Annotated in this window: 14 protein-coding genes and 1 tRNA gene; 8 read left to right on the top strand and 7 right to left on the bottom strand. The window is 67.4% G+C overall.

Going from position 1 to position 14,223, the window contains the following annotated elements:
* Positions 1-17 precede the first annotated feature (17 nt).
* The gene (locus ACQPYZ_RS10050; RefSeq protein WP_433167181.1) at positions 18-653 is read right to left on the bottom strand and encodes a DUF429 domain-containing protein; all 636 of its coding nucleotides are present in this window, start codon (positions 651-653) and stop codon (positions 18-20) included.
* Positions 654-819: 166 nt separating this feature from the next.
* On the opposite strand from ACQPYZ_RS10050, the gene ACQPYZ_RS10045 reads away from it, so the two are divergent.
* Both ACQPYZ_RS10045 and ACQPYZ_RS10040 read left to right on the top strand, forming a co-directional pair.
* Complete coding sequence (locus ACQPYZ_RS10045; protein ID WP_433167180.1) at positions 820-1,467, top strand: lipoyl protein ligase domain-containing protein; 648 nt, start codon at positions 820-822, stop codon at positions 1,465-1,467.
* A complete protein-coding gene (locus ACQPYZ_RS10040; protein WP_433167179.1) occupies positions 1,464-2,822 on the top strand; it encodes an amidase in 1,359 nt (452 codons plus the stop codon). Before ACQPYZ_RS10045 ends, ACQPYZ_RS10040 begins: the two co-directional genes overlap by 4 nt.
* A gap of 342 nt (positions 2,823-3,164) precedes the next feature.
* Here the strand turns inward: ACQPYZ_RS10040 and ACQPYZ_RS10035 are convergent, their stop codons facing one another.
* Complete coding sequence (locus tag ACQPYZ_RS10035) at positions 3,165-3,437, bottom strand: hypothetical protein (protein WP_433167178.1); 273 nt, start codon at positions 3,435-3,437, stop codon at positions 3,165-3,167.
* Positions 3,438-3,623: 186 nt separating this feature from the next.
* On the opposite strand from ACQPYZ_RS10035, the gene ACQPYZ_RS10030 reads away from it, so the two are divergent.
* Positions 3,624-4,661: a hypothetical protein gene (locus ACQPYZ_RS10030; protein WP_433167177.1), complete on the top strand. Its 1,038-nt coding sequence runs from the start codon at positions 3,624-3,626 to the stop codon at positions 4,659-4,661.
* Positions 4,662-4,752: 91 nt separating this feature from the next.
* Here ACQPYZ_RS10030 and ACQPYZ_RS10025 read toward each other — a convergent pair whose 3' ends face one another.
* The gene (locus ACQPYZ_RS10025) at positions 4,753-6,471 is read right to left on the bottom strand and encodes an aminotransferase class V-fold PLP-dependent enzyme (RefSeq protein WP_433167176.1); all 1,719 of its coding nucleotides are present in this window, start codon (positions 6,469-6,471) and stop codon (positions 4,753-4,755) included.
* Between the two features lie 94 nt (positions 6,472-6,565).
* Between ACQPYZ_RS10025 and tenA the strand changes: the two genes are divergently transcribed.
* The 3 genes from tenA to ACQPYZ_RS10010 all read left to right on the top strand — a co-directional run bounded on the left by tenA (position 6,566) and on the right by ACQPYZ_RS10010 (position 8,917).
* Positions 6,566-7,228 carry a thiaminase II gene (tenA, locus tag ACQPYZ_RS10020; protein WP_433167175.1) on the top strand — a complete coding sequence of 221 codons (663 nt, stop codon included), beginning with the start codon at positions 6,566-6,568 and terminating at the stop codon, positions 7,226-7,228.
* On the top strand, positions 7,225-8,778 hold the full coding sequence (locus ACQPYZ_RS10015; RefSeq protein WP_433167174.1) for a phytoene desaturase family protein: 1,554 nt from the start codon (positions 7,225-7,227) through the stop codon (positions 8,776-8,778). The genes tenA and ACQPYZ_RS10015 overlap by 4 nt, the downstream gene beginning before the upstream one ends.
* A 66-nt stretch (positions 8,779-8,844) precedes the next feature.
* Positions 8,845-8,917, top strand: a tRNA-Lys gene (locus ACQPYZ_RS10010).
* 86 nt (positions 8,918-9,003) lie between these two features.
* Here ACQPYZ_RS10010 and ACQPYZ_RS10005 read toward each other — a convergent pair.
* From ACQPYZ_RS10005 to ACQPYZ_RS09995, 3 genes are all read right to left on the bottom strand, one after another.
* Entirely contained in the window at positions 9,004-10,485 is a 1,482-nt protein-coding gene (locus ACQPYZ_RS10005; RefSeq protein WP_433167173.1) for a helix-turn-helix domain-containing protein, read from the bottom strand.
* A gap of 13 nt (positions 10,486-10,498) precedes the next feature.
* Positions 10,499-10,774 (bottom strand): helix-turn-helix transcriptional regulator, encoded by a 276-nt coding sequence (locus ACQPYZ_RS10000; RefSeq protein ID WP_433167172.1) that lies wholly within the window; start codon positions 10,772-10,774, stop codon positions 10,499-10,501.
* Between the two features lie 76 nt (positions 10,775-10,850).
* Positions 10,851-11,117, bottom strand: coding sequence for a hypothetical protein (locus ACQPYZ_RS09995; protein ID WP_433167171.1), 267 nt, complete (start codon positions 11,115-11,117; stop codon positions 10,851-10,853).
* A gap of 56 nt (positions 11,118-11,173) precedes the next feature.
* Here ACQPYZ_RS09995 and ACQPYZ_RS09990 point away from each other — a divergent pair, with 56 nt between their 5' ends.
* The gene (locus ACQPYZ_RS09990) at positions 11,174-12,088 is read left to right on the top strand and encodes a hypothetical protein (RefSeq protein WP_433167170.1); all 915 of its coding nucleotides are present in this window, start codon (positions 11,174-11,176) and stop codon (positions 12,086-12,088) included.
* The gene (locus ACQPYZ_RS09985; RefSeq protein ID WP_433167169.1) at positions 12,085-12,627 is read left to right on the top strand and encodes a hypothetical protein; all 543 of its coding nucleotides are present in this window, start codon (positions 12,085-12,087) and stop codon (positions 12,625-12,627) included. Before ACQPYZ_RS09990 ends, ACQPYZ_RS09985 begins: the two co-directional genes overlap by 4 nt.
* Before the next feature lie 96 nt (positions 12,628-12,723).
* Here the strand turns inward: ACQPYZ_RS09985 and ACQPYZ_RS09980 are convergent, their stop codons facing one another.
* Positions 12,724-13,866 (bottom strand): TIR domain-containing protein, encoded by a 1,143-nt coding sequence (locus ACQPYZ_RS09980; RefSeq protein ID WP_433167168.1) that lies wholly within the window; start codon positions 13,864-13,866, stop codon positions 12,724-12,726.
* Positions 13,867-14,223 lie beyond the last annotated feature (357 nt).

Here is a 14,223-nt window from a genome sequence, read left to right as displayed (position 1 = left end):
CCGACGAGGCGGCCAGGCTAGGACCAGATGGCTGCTGGTGGGGGGTTCGGGAAGATTTCTGGTGGGTCGGGGTGGGAGACGGCGCGACCGTCGGCGTAGCGGCGGGCGGTCCAGGCGGCTGCGGCTGCATCGAGTACGTCGTCGACGGCGGCGTACTCGCCCGCTTGCCCGACGTCAGCCCCCGGCAGCATCCCAGCGGCGGCCAGCAACTGCCGACGCTCCTCCCCACCCGCCCAGGTCGACTTCGGGTGCACCAACGGCCGCCCCGCCATCGTCGCGAAGCACACCTCCGGATGCACCTCGATCACCGCACACCCGGCAGTCGGCGCCCACGCGTCCACCTCGAGGATCTTCCGCGCCAACGCGTATGCCTGCTGACTGAGTCCCTTCCCGGTAGCCCGCAGGTTCACCGCCGACGCCTCGGCGTGCGTGGCCGCCAGCAACGCCTCCCGCACCGGCGTAGCGAACACCGACGACGCCCGCCGCCCCACCACCCGCCGCGCCAGCACATCAGCCGCCCGGACCCCGCTTACCGGCAGCCCGATCGGGATATCCACCCCCACCACCCCCACAGCCCCATCCCGCTCGGCCGCCGCGACCACATCCCCGATGGTCACGCCGAAGTACCCGCGCAGCTCCCCCGCAACCCCCACCCACCCCTTCCGACAAGCATCAACCCCCAAGACCCGGCTGCTACCCATGCGCCCGAGTGTCACATGACACGATGGCGGCGTGCTGGTGTTTGGTGGTGGCGTTGGGGATGAGGGGCTTGAGCTGGCGGCGGCGCACGCGTTGGTGCGGCGGGTGTCGGCTGGTGCGGTGACGGAGGCCCTGCGCGTGTATCGGCCGACCGCGCCGGTGGTGGTGTTCGGGCGGCGGGACACGCACCTACCCGGGTTCCCGGCGGCTGTACGGGCTGCCGAGGCTGCTGGGTTCGAGCCGTTGGTGCGGGCCGTGGGCGGTCGGCCGGTCGCCTACACGACCGAGGCGCTGGTGGTGGACCACGTCAAGCAGGAGCGACTGGCGCCGGAGGGACTGGAAACGCGGTTCAAGCAGTACGGCTCGCTGTACGCCGACGTACTGCACGGACTCGGGATCGACGCGCGCGTGGGTGCGGTTCCTGGTGAATACTGCCCCGGCGCGCACAGCGTCAACGCCCGCGGTGTGGTGAAGCTGGTGGGGACCGGGCAGCGCGTCGTACCCAACGGCTGGCTGTTCAGCGCGCTGACCGTGGTCGGCGACGACGCCCGCCTGCGACCGCTGCTGGCCGAGGTGTACGACCTCCTGGAGCTACCGTTCGACCCCGCGTCGGTCGGCTCGCTCGCGACCGAGGTGCCCGGGCTGACGGTGGACTCGGTCGAGCAACGAGTCCTCGAGGCGTACGGCGCGACGAGCCCGCAACCGCTGGATGAAGCGACCCTCGAACTGGCAACCCAACTAGCCCCCGACCACAGGATCACCCCATGACCCCCGACCCCACGACCTCGCCACCACCCGGGAGGCCGGCGTCGTCCGCGAACTCGGCACCGCCCGGGAGCTCGGCGCGGTCCGGGGGCTGGCCGAGTCTTGCGGAGATCGCCGACGGCGTCCGGGCCGGTCGTCTGGATCCCGTCGTACTGGTCGAGCAAGCACTCCGACGGGCCGAAGAGACCAAGCACCTGAACGCCGTCGTACACCTCGACGCGGACGGCGCCCGCAAGGCTGCGGCCGACCATCCGCGAACCGGCGCGCTGGCCGGCGTACCCGTCCTGGTCAAGGAGATCATCGAGGTCGAGGGCATGCCGCACCGCTGCGGATCCGCCTCGATGGACGAGCCCGCGCGCCGCGACGCCGAGGTGGTCGCGCGGCTCCGGGCGGCCGGGGCGATCGTCATCGGGCTGAGCCACACGCACGAGTTCGCGTACGGCTGCACGGGTACGTCGAACCGCGCCGGGCCCTGCCGCAATCCGCACGACCCCACCCGCATGACCGGCGGCTCCAGCTCCGGCGCCGGCGCCGCGGTCGCCGCCGGAATCGTCCCACTGGCCATCGGCACCGACACCGCCGGATCAGTCCGGATCCCCGGAGCGCTCTGCGGCGTCGTCGGGCTCAAACCGGCGTACGGCACGCTCCCGGTCGACGGCGTCTTTCCCCTCGCAATCAGCCTCGACCACGTAGGTGTACTGACCAACACCGTCCCCGACGCCGCCTACGCCCTAGCAGCCCTGGCCACCCCCGCCGCCAGTCCGACCACAGCAGCCACAAGCGGGTCTGGGCCGCAGCGGCTCGGGGTAGTGGTGAACGAGGAGTACCTGGACTTCACCCCTGAGGTCGAGACAGCCTGGCGGTTGTCGATCAGCAGATTGTCGACAATCGACGTCCGCCTGCCGGAGTGGGCCGAGAGTTTCCAGGCCGCGGCGGAAATCCAAGGTCCCGAGGCGGCCGCCAACCACGCCGGGCGGGACCTCACCAACTACCAGCCCGACGTCCAGGAGCGACTCCGCGAAGCCGCAGCAGTCTCAGCCAGCCAGTACGGCGCCGCGCGCGCCAAAGCAGCCGAGATCACCAACGCCATGGACGCGCTCCTCACCGAGGTCGACGCCGTCATCACGCCCACGGTGCTCACCACCGCGCCACCCATCGACGCCGTCGACACCCCCGCCGGCTCCCTCGCCGTCCGCGCGCAACTCCTCAAGAACACCCGCCTGGCCAACCTCACCGGCCACCCAGCCATCACCATCCCCCTCCCGACCCCAGGCCTCCCCATCGGCCTACAGATCATTGCCAAAAGCAACAACCGGGCCCTCGAGACAGCCCACTGGATCGAGCAGCAGCTGCGCTAGCAATCCTGCTCAAGCCCCATCGCGTCGGGAAGCCGCCTGCTCGCCCTCCGACGAGGCGAGGTCTGGCGCGGACGACTCGGACGAGCCATCGTCGGCCGCGGGCGGGCGGCGGTCGGCCGTGGATAGGCCGCGGTCGACCGCGGATGGACCGCCGTCGGCCGTGGGCGGGTGGTGGTCGCTTCCGGACGAGGCGTGGTTGTTGTCCGCTGAGCTTTCGACTGGTGCCGCGCGGCGGTTGCGTGTGCGTTGGGCAACGACGAGTAGGCAGGTTGTAGCAGCTACCAGGACCAGCAGGGCGAGCCGGTCCAGTCGGGCGCGATCACAGTCGGCCATCAGCGACTGCTAGGCGTCGGCCTCGAGTCGCTCGGCATCCTCGCGGGACGTGGTGCCATCGAGCGTGTCGACGTACGCGCTCACGGCCTCACGCTGCTCGACGGTCAGCGGATCGCGGAAGCTCTCCACGGTCCCGCCCATCGGTCCGAACGGCGCGCAGCTCACCTCCACCCGGTCGTCCTGACCCGCCCCGAAGTACGTCACCTCGGCGGCACCGAAGTACAGATACAGCATCCAGACTCCGCCGAGCACCGCGAGCACACCTGGCAGCTTGGACCCCACCGTGACCTCTCTCCCGTCGCCGTCGGCCCATCCTGTCAACCCGAGGGGTCACCAGTTTTGTTGCTTATAGCAACCGACGAACCCGATCAGAAAAAACTTGGGCCGACGGTGAACCGGTCCGCCGAAGCGTCCGTATCCCCCGTTGAGACAGACCGAAGACAGGCGTTCCAGACCACGGAGGATCCGATGAGAAAGTCCCTTGCCGCGACGATCACCGCCTTTGCCGCCGTGCTGGCGCTGTCGGCCTGCGACGCGTCCGAGTTCTACGGATCGGCTGACGGCAACACCGAGACCGGCACCGCTGACACGGGCAACACCCAAACGGGCAACGCCCAGACCGGCAACGCCCAAGCCGGAAACGGCCAAGCCGGGAACAGCACACCGGAACCCGCACCGTCGTCGCAGAACACCGAACCGGCAGGCGGCGCGCAGGGGGCCGAGCAGGCCGGCGAGGAAGAGGCGAAGGTACTCAAGGTGCAGCAGGTTCCCGGCCTGACGCCGATCGTCACCAGCGCAACCGGCCGGACCGTCTACCGCTTCGACAACGACTCGGCGAACCCGTCCCAGTCGACCTGCTTCGACGAGTGCGCCGAACTCTGGGAGCCGGTGCTCGCCGGCGCCGGCGTACAGATCGACGGCGGCGGTGTCGACGAGGCTCTGATCAACACGATCGACCGCCCGGAAGGCAAGCAGGTCACGCTGAAGGGCTGGCCGCTCTACTACTTCAAGGACGACCTGAAGCTCGGTGAACTCGCGGGTCAGGGTCGCGGCGGCGTGTGGTTCGCCGTCAGCCCGCAGGGCGGCAAGGCGAAGTCCACCACGCAGGCCGAGCCGGCCGCGCCGGCGCAGAAGGACGTGCAGACGCTGACCGTCAACGTGGTCGACGGATTCATGCCGTTCCTCACGAACCAGGCTGGCCGGACGATCTACCGCTTCGACAACGACTCCGCCAACCCCTCGCGCAGCAACTGCTCCGGCGACTGCGCGAAGAAGTGGGAGCCGGTCCTGACCGGCAAGAAGGGCGTCAAGATCCTGAGCAACAAGATCGACCGCGCGGCCGTCGGCACGATCGACCGCCCGGAAGGCAAGCAGCTCACGCTGAACGGCTGGCCGCTGTACTACTTCCACAAGGACAAGAAGCTCGGCCAGACCGCCGGGTACGGCGTCGGCAACGCCTGGTTCGCCATCGCGCCCGACGGCAAGAAGGCCCCGCGCTGCCCGTAAGACCGCTGGCTCACCCGTACGACATCAGTGGCCGGTCGCCTCCCGAGGCGCCCGGCCACTGTTCACGTCCAGGCCTCGACACAACCCGCGCTCAGCCCGACAGACAGCGGGACGGCAGATCGAACCAGCGCAAGTGGTCGAAGTCCGCATTCACGTGACCATCGCGATCCGCACTCTCCGGACACGTCGAGAGCAGCTCGCGGGCCTCGGCCAGATAGTCCTCGAGCGCCGACTCGGGAGCCGTGTGGTCGTGGCGCGGGTACCTCAGCGTGCCGTCGGCGTCGTACCCGACCTGGGACAGCCGCATCGGCGGCTCGACCGGCCCGCGACGGTGCCGCCACAGCCCGTTCGCCGGGTTGAACCGGTAGTCACCGAGCAGCCGCCAACCGTCGCGGGCGACCAGTTTCACCGCCTCCACGACGTACGTGAACACCGCCTCGGAGATGAAGTAGTTGAAGTTCACCCGGACCCAGCCGGGCTTGATCCCCTCGCACCCGTGCAGGATCTCCTCGGCGAACTCGTGCGAGCGGACCAGGTCGATCCCGAGCAGGGTGTGCCCGTACGGCCCCGCGCACGAGCACCCGCCGCGCGACTGGATGCCGAAGAGGTCGTTGAGCAGCGCGACCACGAAGTTGTGGTGCAGGTACCGCCCGGACGGTGCCTTGATCACGAAGGACACGATCGACAGCCGCTCGGCGTCGAGGTTGCCGAGGATCTGGACGTTCGGCTCGGCCGTCCACGCCTCGACCGCGCGCCGCAGGTACGCGTCCTCGTGCGCGCGGATCACGTCGATCCCGACCGCCTGCTTGAGCTGGAACGCGAGCCCGGCCCGGATCGACCCGATGATCGCCGGCGTCCCGCCCTCCTCCCGGTGCACCGGATCCTCGAGGTACCGGTGCTCGAGCGGGTTCACGTACGCGACCGTCCCCCCGCCCGGTACGTCGGGAACGCGGTTCCGCAGCAACTCCCGCCGGGCCACGAGTACGCCGGGCGTCCCGGGCCCGCCGATCAGCTTGTGCGGACTGAGGAAGATCGCGTCCTTGTACGCCAGCGGGTCGTCGCCGTACATGTCGATCTCGACGTACGGCGCCGCCGCCGCGCAGTCCCAGAACGACAGGGCGCCGTACCGATGCAGCAGCGTGGAGACGCGCCGCGTGTTGCTGACGATCCCGGTGACGTTGCTGGCCGCGGAGAACGAGCCGATCTTGAGCGGGCGGTCGGCGCACTCGACCAGGCGCGACTCGAGCTGGTCGATGTCGATGTGGCCGTCGTGGTCCTGGCCGATCACGACCACGTCGGCGATCGACTCGCGCCACGGCAGCTCGTTCGAGTGGTGCTCGTACGGCCCGATGAAGACGACCGGGCGCTGCTCGGGCGGGATCTGGTCGGTGAAGTGGTACGTGTCGTCGAGCTCGGCCGGGATCCGCAGCCCCATGATCCCGATCAGCTTGTCGATCGCGCCGGTCGCGCCCGAGCCGCAGAAGATCACCGCGGTCCGGTCGTCGCCGCCGACGCTGTTCAGGATGATCCGGCGGGCGTCCTCCCGCAGGCGGGTGGTCTGCAGACCGGTCCCGCTGGACTCGGTGTGGGTGTTCGCGTACCGCGGCAGCACCTCGTCGCGGATGAAGTCCTCGAGGAAGGTGAGCGCGCGGCCCGAGGCGGTGTAGTCGGCGTACGTGACCCGGCGCGGACCGTACGGCCCGGGCATCACCTGGTCGTCGCCGATCACGGACGCGCGGATCCGGGCGAGCAGCGGCGTGTCCGGCGGCATCCCCGCCGTCGGCTCGACCCGCTCCCCCTGCATCGTCATGGCGTCAGGGTAGAGCGACGGAGTGACTTTCGTCTCGTGCCGTCGCGCCGGGTTGTGGATAAGGTCGTCGCAGTCGACCGCGAGGGAGTTGGGGATGACGTTTTCCAGCGAGCTGTGGGACCGCGGCGGGGCGACCGTGTACGACGAGATCGTCAAGCACCCGTTCATCACCGGCCTGACCGACGGCACGCTGGACCACGACGCGTTCCGTTACTTCATCGTCCAGGACAGTCACTATCTGCGCTCGTACTCGCGGGCGCTGACGCTGGTCGCCGGCCGTGCGGTCGACGAGGACGCGGTCCGCATGTTCGCGCTGCACGCCGCCAACGCGATCGAGGTCGAACGCGAGCTGCACGCTTCTCTGCTCGGCTCTCTCGGACTGACCGCGGCGGATGTCGACGCAGCTGGGTCCGGTCCGACGACGACGGCGTACATGTCCTATCTGACCGCCGTGTGCGCGACGGGCACGTACGCCGAGGCCGTGGCCGCCGTACTGCCCTGCTACTGGATCTACCGCGACGTCGGACGTGAACTGCTCAAGCGGTCGTCGCCGGACCCGCTCTACCGGCAGTGGATCGAGACGTACGGCTCGGACGAGTTCGACGCCGTGGTCGAGTCGGTGCTGGCGGTGACCGACGGGCTGGACGTGAGCGCGTCGGAGCGGGACCGTTGTCACCAGCACTTCCGGACGACGTGCCGGTACGAATGGATGTTCTGGGACGCCGCGTACACCAAGCTGGATTGGCCGGTCGGATGAAGGACTTCTACGACGTCGTGATCGTAGGCGGTGGCCACAACGGCCTCGTCGCCGCCACCTATCTGGCCCAGGCCGGGCTCTCCACGCTCGTCCTCGAGCAGCAGTCGCACACCGGTGGCGCAGCGGTCAGCGAGCAGGTGTTCCCGGGTGTGGACGCGCGGCTGTCGCGGTACTCGTACCTGGTCAGCCTGCTCCCGGACAAGGTCGTCGCCGACCTCGGTCTCTCCCTGGAACTGCGGTCGCGCGCGGTGGCGTCGTACACCCCGGTACGCCGCTCCGGACGCGACCTCGGCCTGATGGTCGAGCGACCAGAGGGCGCGGCGACGCGGGCGTCGTTCGAGGCGCTGACGGGCAGTGATGCGGAGTACGACGCCTGGACTGCCTTCTACCGCGCGGTCGGGTCGCTGGCCGAGGTGGTCGCTCCCACACTGCTCGAGCCGCTGCCGTCGGCCGCCGACCTGCGTGCACGTGTCGATGCAGGGCTGTGGGAGGAGCTCATTGAGCGACCGCTCGGCGAGAGCGTCGAACGGCGCTTCGCCGACGACACCGTGCGCGGAGTGGTCGCAACCGACTCAGTCATAGGGACGTTCGCGGGCCTGCACGACGCATCGCTCATCCAGAACCGGTGCTTCCTCTACCACCTGATCGGCAACGGCACCGGTGAGTGGCGGGTGCCTGTCGGCGGCATGGGCGCGGTGACCGACGCCTTGGCCGCCGCAGGCCGTCGTGCCGGCGCATCGCTGATCACCAACGCGGCGGTGACCTCCGTGGAGGCCGACGGCGTCGGCGCGTCCGTGACCTGGCTCGGTGGCGACGGCGAACGGACCGTCGAGAGCTCCTACGTGCTTGCCAACGTCGCGCCGACCACTCTGGATGCGCTCCGTGGTCGGCCTGTGGGCGAGAAGCCGGAGGGATCGCAGCTCAAGATCAACCTGCTGCTGTCGCGGCTGCCCGCGCTCAAGTCGGGCGACGACCCCACCCGCGCGTTCGCCGGGACCTTCCACATCGACGAGGACTACAGCCAACTGGAGTCCGCGTACCAGTCGGCTCTGTCCGGGGTCGTGCCGCCGACACCGCCCTCCGAGGTCTACTGCCACTCGCTGACGGACCCGTCGATCCTGTCGCCGTCACTGGTTGCCTCCGGCCACCACACGCTGACCGTCTTCGGCGTCCACTTCCCCGCCCGGTTGTTTGCCTCGGACAACGATGCGGCCCGGGCCGAGGCGACCCGCCGGGTGTTGGCCGGCCTGGACTCGTACCTCGCCGAGCCGCTCGAGGACTGCATCGCCCGCGACGCCGACGGCAACCTGTGCATCGAGTCCAAGACGCCGTACGACATCGAGGAATCCGTCGGCATGCCCGGCGGTCACATCTTCCACGGCGATCTGCAGTGGCCCTGGGCCACCGACGACGCCGACGCCGGCCGCTGGGGCACCGAGACCGACGTCGCCAACCTCCTCATCTGCGGCTCCGGCGCCCGCCGCGGCGGCGCCGTCTCCGGCCTCGGCGGCCACAACGCCGCCATGTCCGTCCTGGCCCGCCACCCCTGACAGAACCGATTTCGCATCTCCCTCCCACCCCTGCTACGATCCTCATCGTTCCACCGCAAGAAACACGCGCCGCTAGCTCAATTGGCAGAGCAGCTGACTCTTAATCAGCGGGTTCGGGGTTCGAGTCCCTGGCGGCGCACAAAAGCCCTGGTCACGAAGGTGACCAGGGCTTTCGCTTATCTGGACCCCATGGTTTATCCCATGGCTTTGTGTCCTACCGCACACTCACCCGCCTGTTCCTGTCGCGTCAGTCGGCTCACCGTGCCGGGATCGGTCGGCGACGTCGAGTGACCGGTTGAGAGCGGTCTCCAGCGCGGCGGCCGCGTCCGGGTTCTTCGCCCGCCGCGCCATGTAGACATCCTGAGTCAGCGACGGCCGGGCGTGCCCGAGCTGGTCGGCGATCTGGCGGGCGCTCTGCCCGGCGTCGTCCAGGATGGTCGCCGTGGTCTTCCGAAACGAGTGCGACGTGATCCACGCGAGCGCGTCAGCCTGGCTTCCCTCAGCGGCCTCGCTCGCGAGCTCCAGCAGCTCGACGCGGTCGCTGCCACGGACCCGGTACAGGTCGAGCACCTTCTCAGCGTCACCCACCTCCAGCCGGACGCGGGCCGTCTCGACCAGGCTCACCCGAGACTGTGGCCAGCCGAGCTTGGTGGCCGTCTCCGTCTGAGACAGCCCGGCTGCTCGCCGCGCCTGACGTAGCCGGTTCCCGAGATCGCGCCGCGTCTCGCTGCCGATCGGCGACCGCGCCTCCCGCAGGTCGCGCCGTACGTTCGTCGGATCGCGGTAGTCGCCGTCACGGTTGGCGAAGATCGGCTGGTCCAACCTCCCGCCGTCCATCAGGCGTCGGCGGAGCATCGCCAGTCCCCACGCCGGCACTTTCAGGACCCGCTCCCCCGCGCGCGACTTCGTCTTGATGCGCATCAGACCTTCACCCTTCACGCGGATGATCTGGTGCGTGATCTCCACCTCGCTAGCGGCGAGATTGACCTGATGCCCGAGCGTCCCCAACGCTTCGCCGATCCGTACGCCGGTCGCGAGCATGAACGTCGACAGGTCCGGCAGGTCGGCTGCAACTGCTGCTCGGTCGGCTCGAAGTTGCTCGAACCAGGCGTCCCGCTCCTCGTCGGTGAGCGCCCGCGCTTTGCGCTTCGACGCGCTCTCAATCGTGTCCACATCCCTGATGGGGTTGAAGTCCAGCGCGCCATACCGAGCGGCCAAACCGAGCGTTCCGGAGACGACGCTCCTGCACGTCTTCGCCGTCGGCGGACCAACCTCGGTCTTGATCTTGCCGATCACCTTGTCCAGCAGCGGCGTGGTCAGCTCCCCGAGACGCACCTCGCCCAGCGCGGGGAGCACGTGATTGTCGAGCTGACGCCTGTAGGTATCTACGGTGCCCGGTGACCTCTTGCCGTCCCGCACCTTCTCCTGCAGCTTCTCGAACCACATCTCAGCGGCTTTCGAGAACCGGTCCATCGCGTCGAGCCCTACGCCTCCGTTGGCACGACGACGATTCTTCAGGTTCTCCAGGAGCTTGTTTTCAGCCAGCGTCTTCGTCCGGCCATTCGCCTCGACCTGCCGTACCTTCCCGTCGAAGTCTCGGTAGTACGCGACCGAGCGGTACGACGTCGCCTTGCCCTTCTCGTTGGTCGCGTCAACGTAGGTCCGGATCTTGCCCCAGCCACCCAGCGGGAGGGGTTTGCGTGCCATGTCTGGATTCCTCTCAGGCTGCCGTCTTCTGGGATTCGAACCAGGCCACGACATCGGCCGGGTCGTAGCGGAGGTGCTTGCCGATCCGCACACCTATCGGCCCGTCGCCGGTCAGTCGCCACTTGTAGATCGTCTTCACCGAAATCCGGAGGTAGTCGGCCACGTCGTGCACTGTCCAGCGGGCGACGTGCTCGCCGATTTGGGGAAGGTCGAGCTCGGCGATGCCTTCGGACATGTGTGATGCCTCCCGGGTCAGGTGCAGGTTGGGTGTCGTACTGGCCGTGCTCATGCAGGTCTCTCCTCGGGGTGGATGACCCCTGACAAAACCGACAAAACCGACAGAACGAGGGGTTTTGTCAGTTTTGTCATGGGGCTCGGAGGGCGTCGGGGTGGACTTCGTACGCGGTCGAAGGACGGCCGCCCTTACTCGACTTCTCGGGCGTCTTGGGCCGGATGTGGCCGTGGTCGGTGAGCAGGGTGAGTGCGGGGTCGAGGTCGGCGGCGGTGCTGAATCGGGTCCGGCCTTGGAGGGCGCGGAGGGCATCTCGTCGGGTGAAGGTGGGCTGGCCGTGCTTGGTGATCCAGGTGAGGACTTCGCGGGCGTCGTCCAGGTCGGGGTCGGATCGGCCCATGAGGTCGTAGACGGCTAGGGCGCGTACGAAGCCAGTTCGCGAGCTATCACCATCTCTTGGGCGAGCCGACGACCCCTTGGCCGCTCCCGCAGCTGCGCAACGGCGCAGTCCAGGTGAACCAGGCTTATCAGGCGGCGAAGTACAAACACGCAACCGCGATGCTGCCGGATCTGATCCAAGCCGCCGACGCGTACGACGGGTACCAGGGTCGCGACGGACGCGAGACGCACTTGGCCCGATGTTCGGTCTACACCGCCGCCGCCAAGCTGCTAACCAAGGTCGGTGAGCACCAGCTCGGTTGGCTCGCGGCCGATCGCGCGACCCACGCCGCACTAGCGGCTGAATCTCCCACGGCGCAAGGCATGGCTGCCTATCAGGTCGTAATCGCACTGCTTCGCAGCCAGCAGATGGATGACGCCGAACACGTTGCTGTCCGTTCCGCTGAAGGTTTGATGTCGCTCGCCAGTTCCGATGCTCCGGACGCCGTCTCGCTCGCCGGTGCGCTCTGGCTCATCTCCTCCGTCATCGCTGCTCGACGCTCCGACCGTGCGGCATCCACCGAACGGCTGGCGACCGCCGCCCGGCTCGGGGATCTCCTGGCCCACGACGGCAACCATTGGTGGACAGCCTTCGGCCCGACCAATGTCCTGATCCACCGGGCCTCGGTCGCGGCCGAATTCGGTGATCCCTCGGGCGTGCTGCGAGTAGCAACCGAGATCGACACCGAAGCCATGCCGGCGGGACTCCAGGGCCGACGTTCGCGCCTGCATCTTGACCTCGCATGGGCACAGGCACAAGCCAAGAACGACATGGAAGCGATCCTGCACCTACAGCAAGCCGAACGCGTCGCGCCCGAGTCCATCCGATACCACCTCATCGCGCGCGAGCTGGTCCGCGAACTCCTCAAGCGCAGCCGCAAACCCACCCCAGCCCTGACCGCAATCGCAACCCGCGCAGGAGTCCTCGCGTGACCGACCGCACCCTGTACATCGTCACCTGTGGCGCCCCCCTGGCCTCCCGCGTTGGCGACGGCGTACGCGCCGCCCGAGAGCGTGGCTGGACGCCATATGTCATCCCCACAGACGCAGCCCTCCCCTGGCTCGAAGGCCAGGACCTGGCCGATGCCCTCGTCTTAACCGGCAACCGCAAACCCGACGAACCGAAACGCACCCCAAAGGCCGACGCGGTCGCCGTGGTGCCCACCATCTTCAACACTCTCAACGCCTGGGCCAACGGCAACGCCCACACTTACCCGCTAACGACGCTCTGCGCAGCCTTGGGGTCGCGGACGCCCACTGTCGCGGTCCCATTCGCGAAGTCCGACCTCACAGGCCACCCCGCTTGGCTCGCGTCCCTCGCTGTACTCCGCTACGCAGGGGTGAAGATCTCTGACCCAGGCGACGGGACAACCGATGCGGTCGCACCAATCGAGTCCGGCACGGGCCAAGAGGTGGCGCGCCGATTTCGATGGGAATGGGTCCTTGACCAGCTCGACGGCATCAGCATCTAGCCGACTAGGTAGCCAGCCGGTTTCTGACAAGACTCCCGGGCTACGCCTCGGGCCCGGCCGCATCCAACTCCGTCGCGCCCGAGGCACCCCCGCGCTCTAATCCACCGCTTTTAGCGGCGAGGTCTCGATGAGCCGACCCCACTCCTCCAGGATCGACTGAGCGTCAATGACATTCCGCAGGCCCGCTTCAATCGTATTCATACCTGGGCGCAAGTCCCGGAACTGCTTCGCTGGACCGCGCACAGAATCAGCGAATCCACTGATAGAATCCCGAGTATCTTGCGAGGTCGCTACCAGTTCTACGATGCTATCAAAGGCTTCCAGCGCACTTTGTCGCTCTTCTTCGGTTCGTTCAGGTTCACCGGAAACGGAGATGAATGCACGGACGCCGGGGTCCATCTCAAGAAGTTGAGCGGCATACCGCTCACCCAGATTCTTTAGCCTCTCGGCCGGCTCAGCGATTTCAGCTGCTATCTCCCGAGCAACGAGGACGCGGTACGCGAATCCCTTCCCCTCTTCGTTGCCAGCATTCAGCTTCTCGGTCGCTCGCTGAATTATCTCTGTGATCTCCTGAGTAACCAGCGGCAGAGACTCAATCGTTTCGAGCCATTTTGGAATCGCCTCTTCGAGTTGGGCAATCAGGTCCCCGACCCCGGGCTCATCGTCTACAACTCCACCCCCTCCTTGCTCGCTCGCAACCTCATCAGGAGTGAGCGTCGGCTTGGCCGAGTAGTCTCTACTGATATCGGCCAAGCGCAACGCCATATCGTTAACCGCTTGCGCATACTCCGCGGAGCCTTCGTCAACCAAGCGCAGCTTTCGCCAATCCTGATATTGAGTCTTTGCAATCAGGGCCTTTGCCTCATCGTCGCTGTCATCCGCCAAGTCCGCGACATTCACATAGTAGATTGGTAGCAACAACTCCTCAGCACCAAGACTTCGCGCATATCCAGAGAACCTCAACAACTCGCCCCGACAGGCGCTGCTGAGAAAATAGCGAGGGGTGATCACCGGAATAAAGAACGTGGTCTCCTGCAATGCAACGTTGATGCGCTGATCCCATTCATTACCCCACTCCAGTGACGATCTATCGATGAAAATCGAAAGCTCCTGCCCCGTCAGCAGTGAGAATTCATCGGACAGCCTGCGTGCTAGACGTAAGATGCGACCATCTACACCTTCGTCATCCTTGTGGACATAGCTCCAAAACCCGATAGGTCCAACATTGTCCTCAGACATGCTCTCCCCCCTCTTTCCGTATGCTTCGTACCGAGGGGCCGGAGTCTACCGGGGCAGCCATCAGCCCGGAACGACTGACGTTGGGCGAGCCGTCGATCCCCTCATCCCCATGCCTTACCCCATTGAAATCAACGAGCATCTACAAGCTCGGCGGGACGGCTGGAGGCGCGGACTGCGGATCATTCACCCAGGTCAAGCGCATGAAAGAGAAGCAACGAGCGTCACTAACGCGAGCATGTCGGGAGTCAGCGGAATCGGGTTCGAGTCCCTGGTGGCGCACAAGAGGCCGGGTCGGCGTGCTGACCTGGCTGCAACCGGTCCCGGCTGTCCCGGCCGGGCTCAAGTCCGAGGGGCGTG

Origin of the sequence: Kribbella sp. CA-247076, assembly GCF_050942445.1 — a bacterium.
In the GTDB taxonomy this organism is placed as follows: domain Bacteria; phylum Actinomycetota; class Actinomycetes; order Propionibacteriales; family Kribbellaceae; genus Kribbella.
This window is presented reverse-complemented; position numbering and strand designations above follow the sequence as displayed.

What these genes read in the sequence shown, in the direction of transcription:
- ACQPYZ_RS10040 (WP_433167179.1), top strand. Translation starts at nt 1,464, where the DNA reads ATGACCCCCGACCCCACGACCTCGCCACCACCCGGGAGGCCGGCGTCG.
- ACQPYZ_RS10030 (WP_433167177.1), top strand. Translation starts at nt 3,624, where the DNA reads ATGAGAAAGTCCCTTGCCGCGACGATCACCGCCTTTGCCGCCGTGCTG.
- ACQPYZ_RS10025 (WP_433167176.1), bottom strand. Translation starts at nt 6,471, where the DNA reads ATGACGATGCAGGGGGAGCGGGTCGAGCCGACGGCGGGGATGCCGCCG.
- tenA (WP_433167175.1), top strand. Translation starts at nt 6,566, where the DNA reads ATGACGTTTTCCAGCGAGCTGTGGGACCGCGGCGGGGCGACCGTGTAC.
- ACQPYZ_RS10015 (WP_433167174.1), top strand. Translation starts at nt 7,225, where the DNA reads ATGAAGGACTTCTACGACGTCGTGATCGTAGGCGGTGGCCACAACGGC.
- ACQPYZ_RS10005 (WP_433167173.1), bottom strand. Translation starts at nt 10,485, where the DNA reads ATGGCACGCAAACCCCTCCCGCTGGGTGGCTGGGGCAAGATCCGGACC.
- ACQPYZ_RS10000 (WP_433167172.1), bottom strand. Translation starts at nt 10,774, where the DNA reads ATGAGCACGGCCAGTACGACACCCAACCTGCACCTGACCCGGGAGGCA.
- ACQPYZ_RS09995 (WP_433167171.1), bottom strand. Translation starts at nt 11,117, where the DNA reads ATGGGCCGATCCGACCCCGACCTGGACGACGCCCGCGAAGTCCTCACC.
- ACQPYZ_RS09980 (WP_433167168.1), bottom strand. Translation starts at nt 13,866, where the DNA reads ATGTCTGAGGACAATGTTGGACCTATCGGGTTTTGGAGCTATGTCCAC.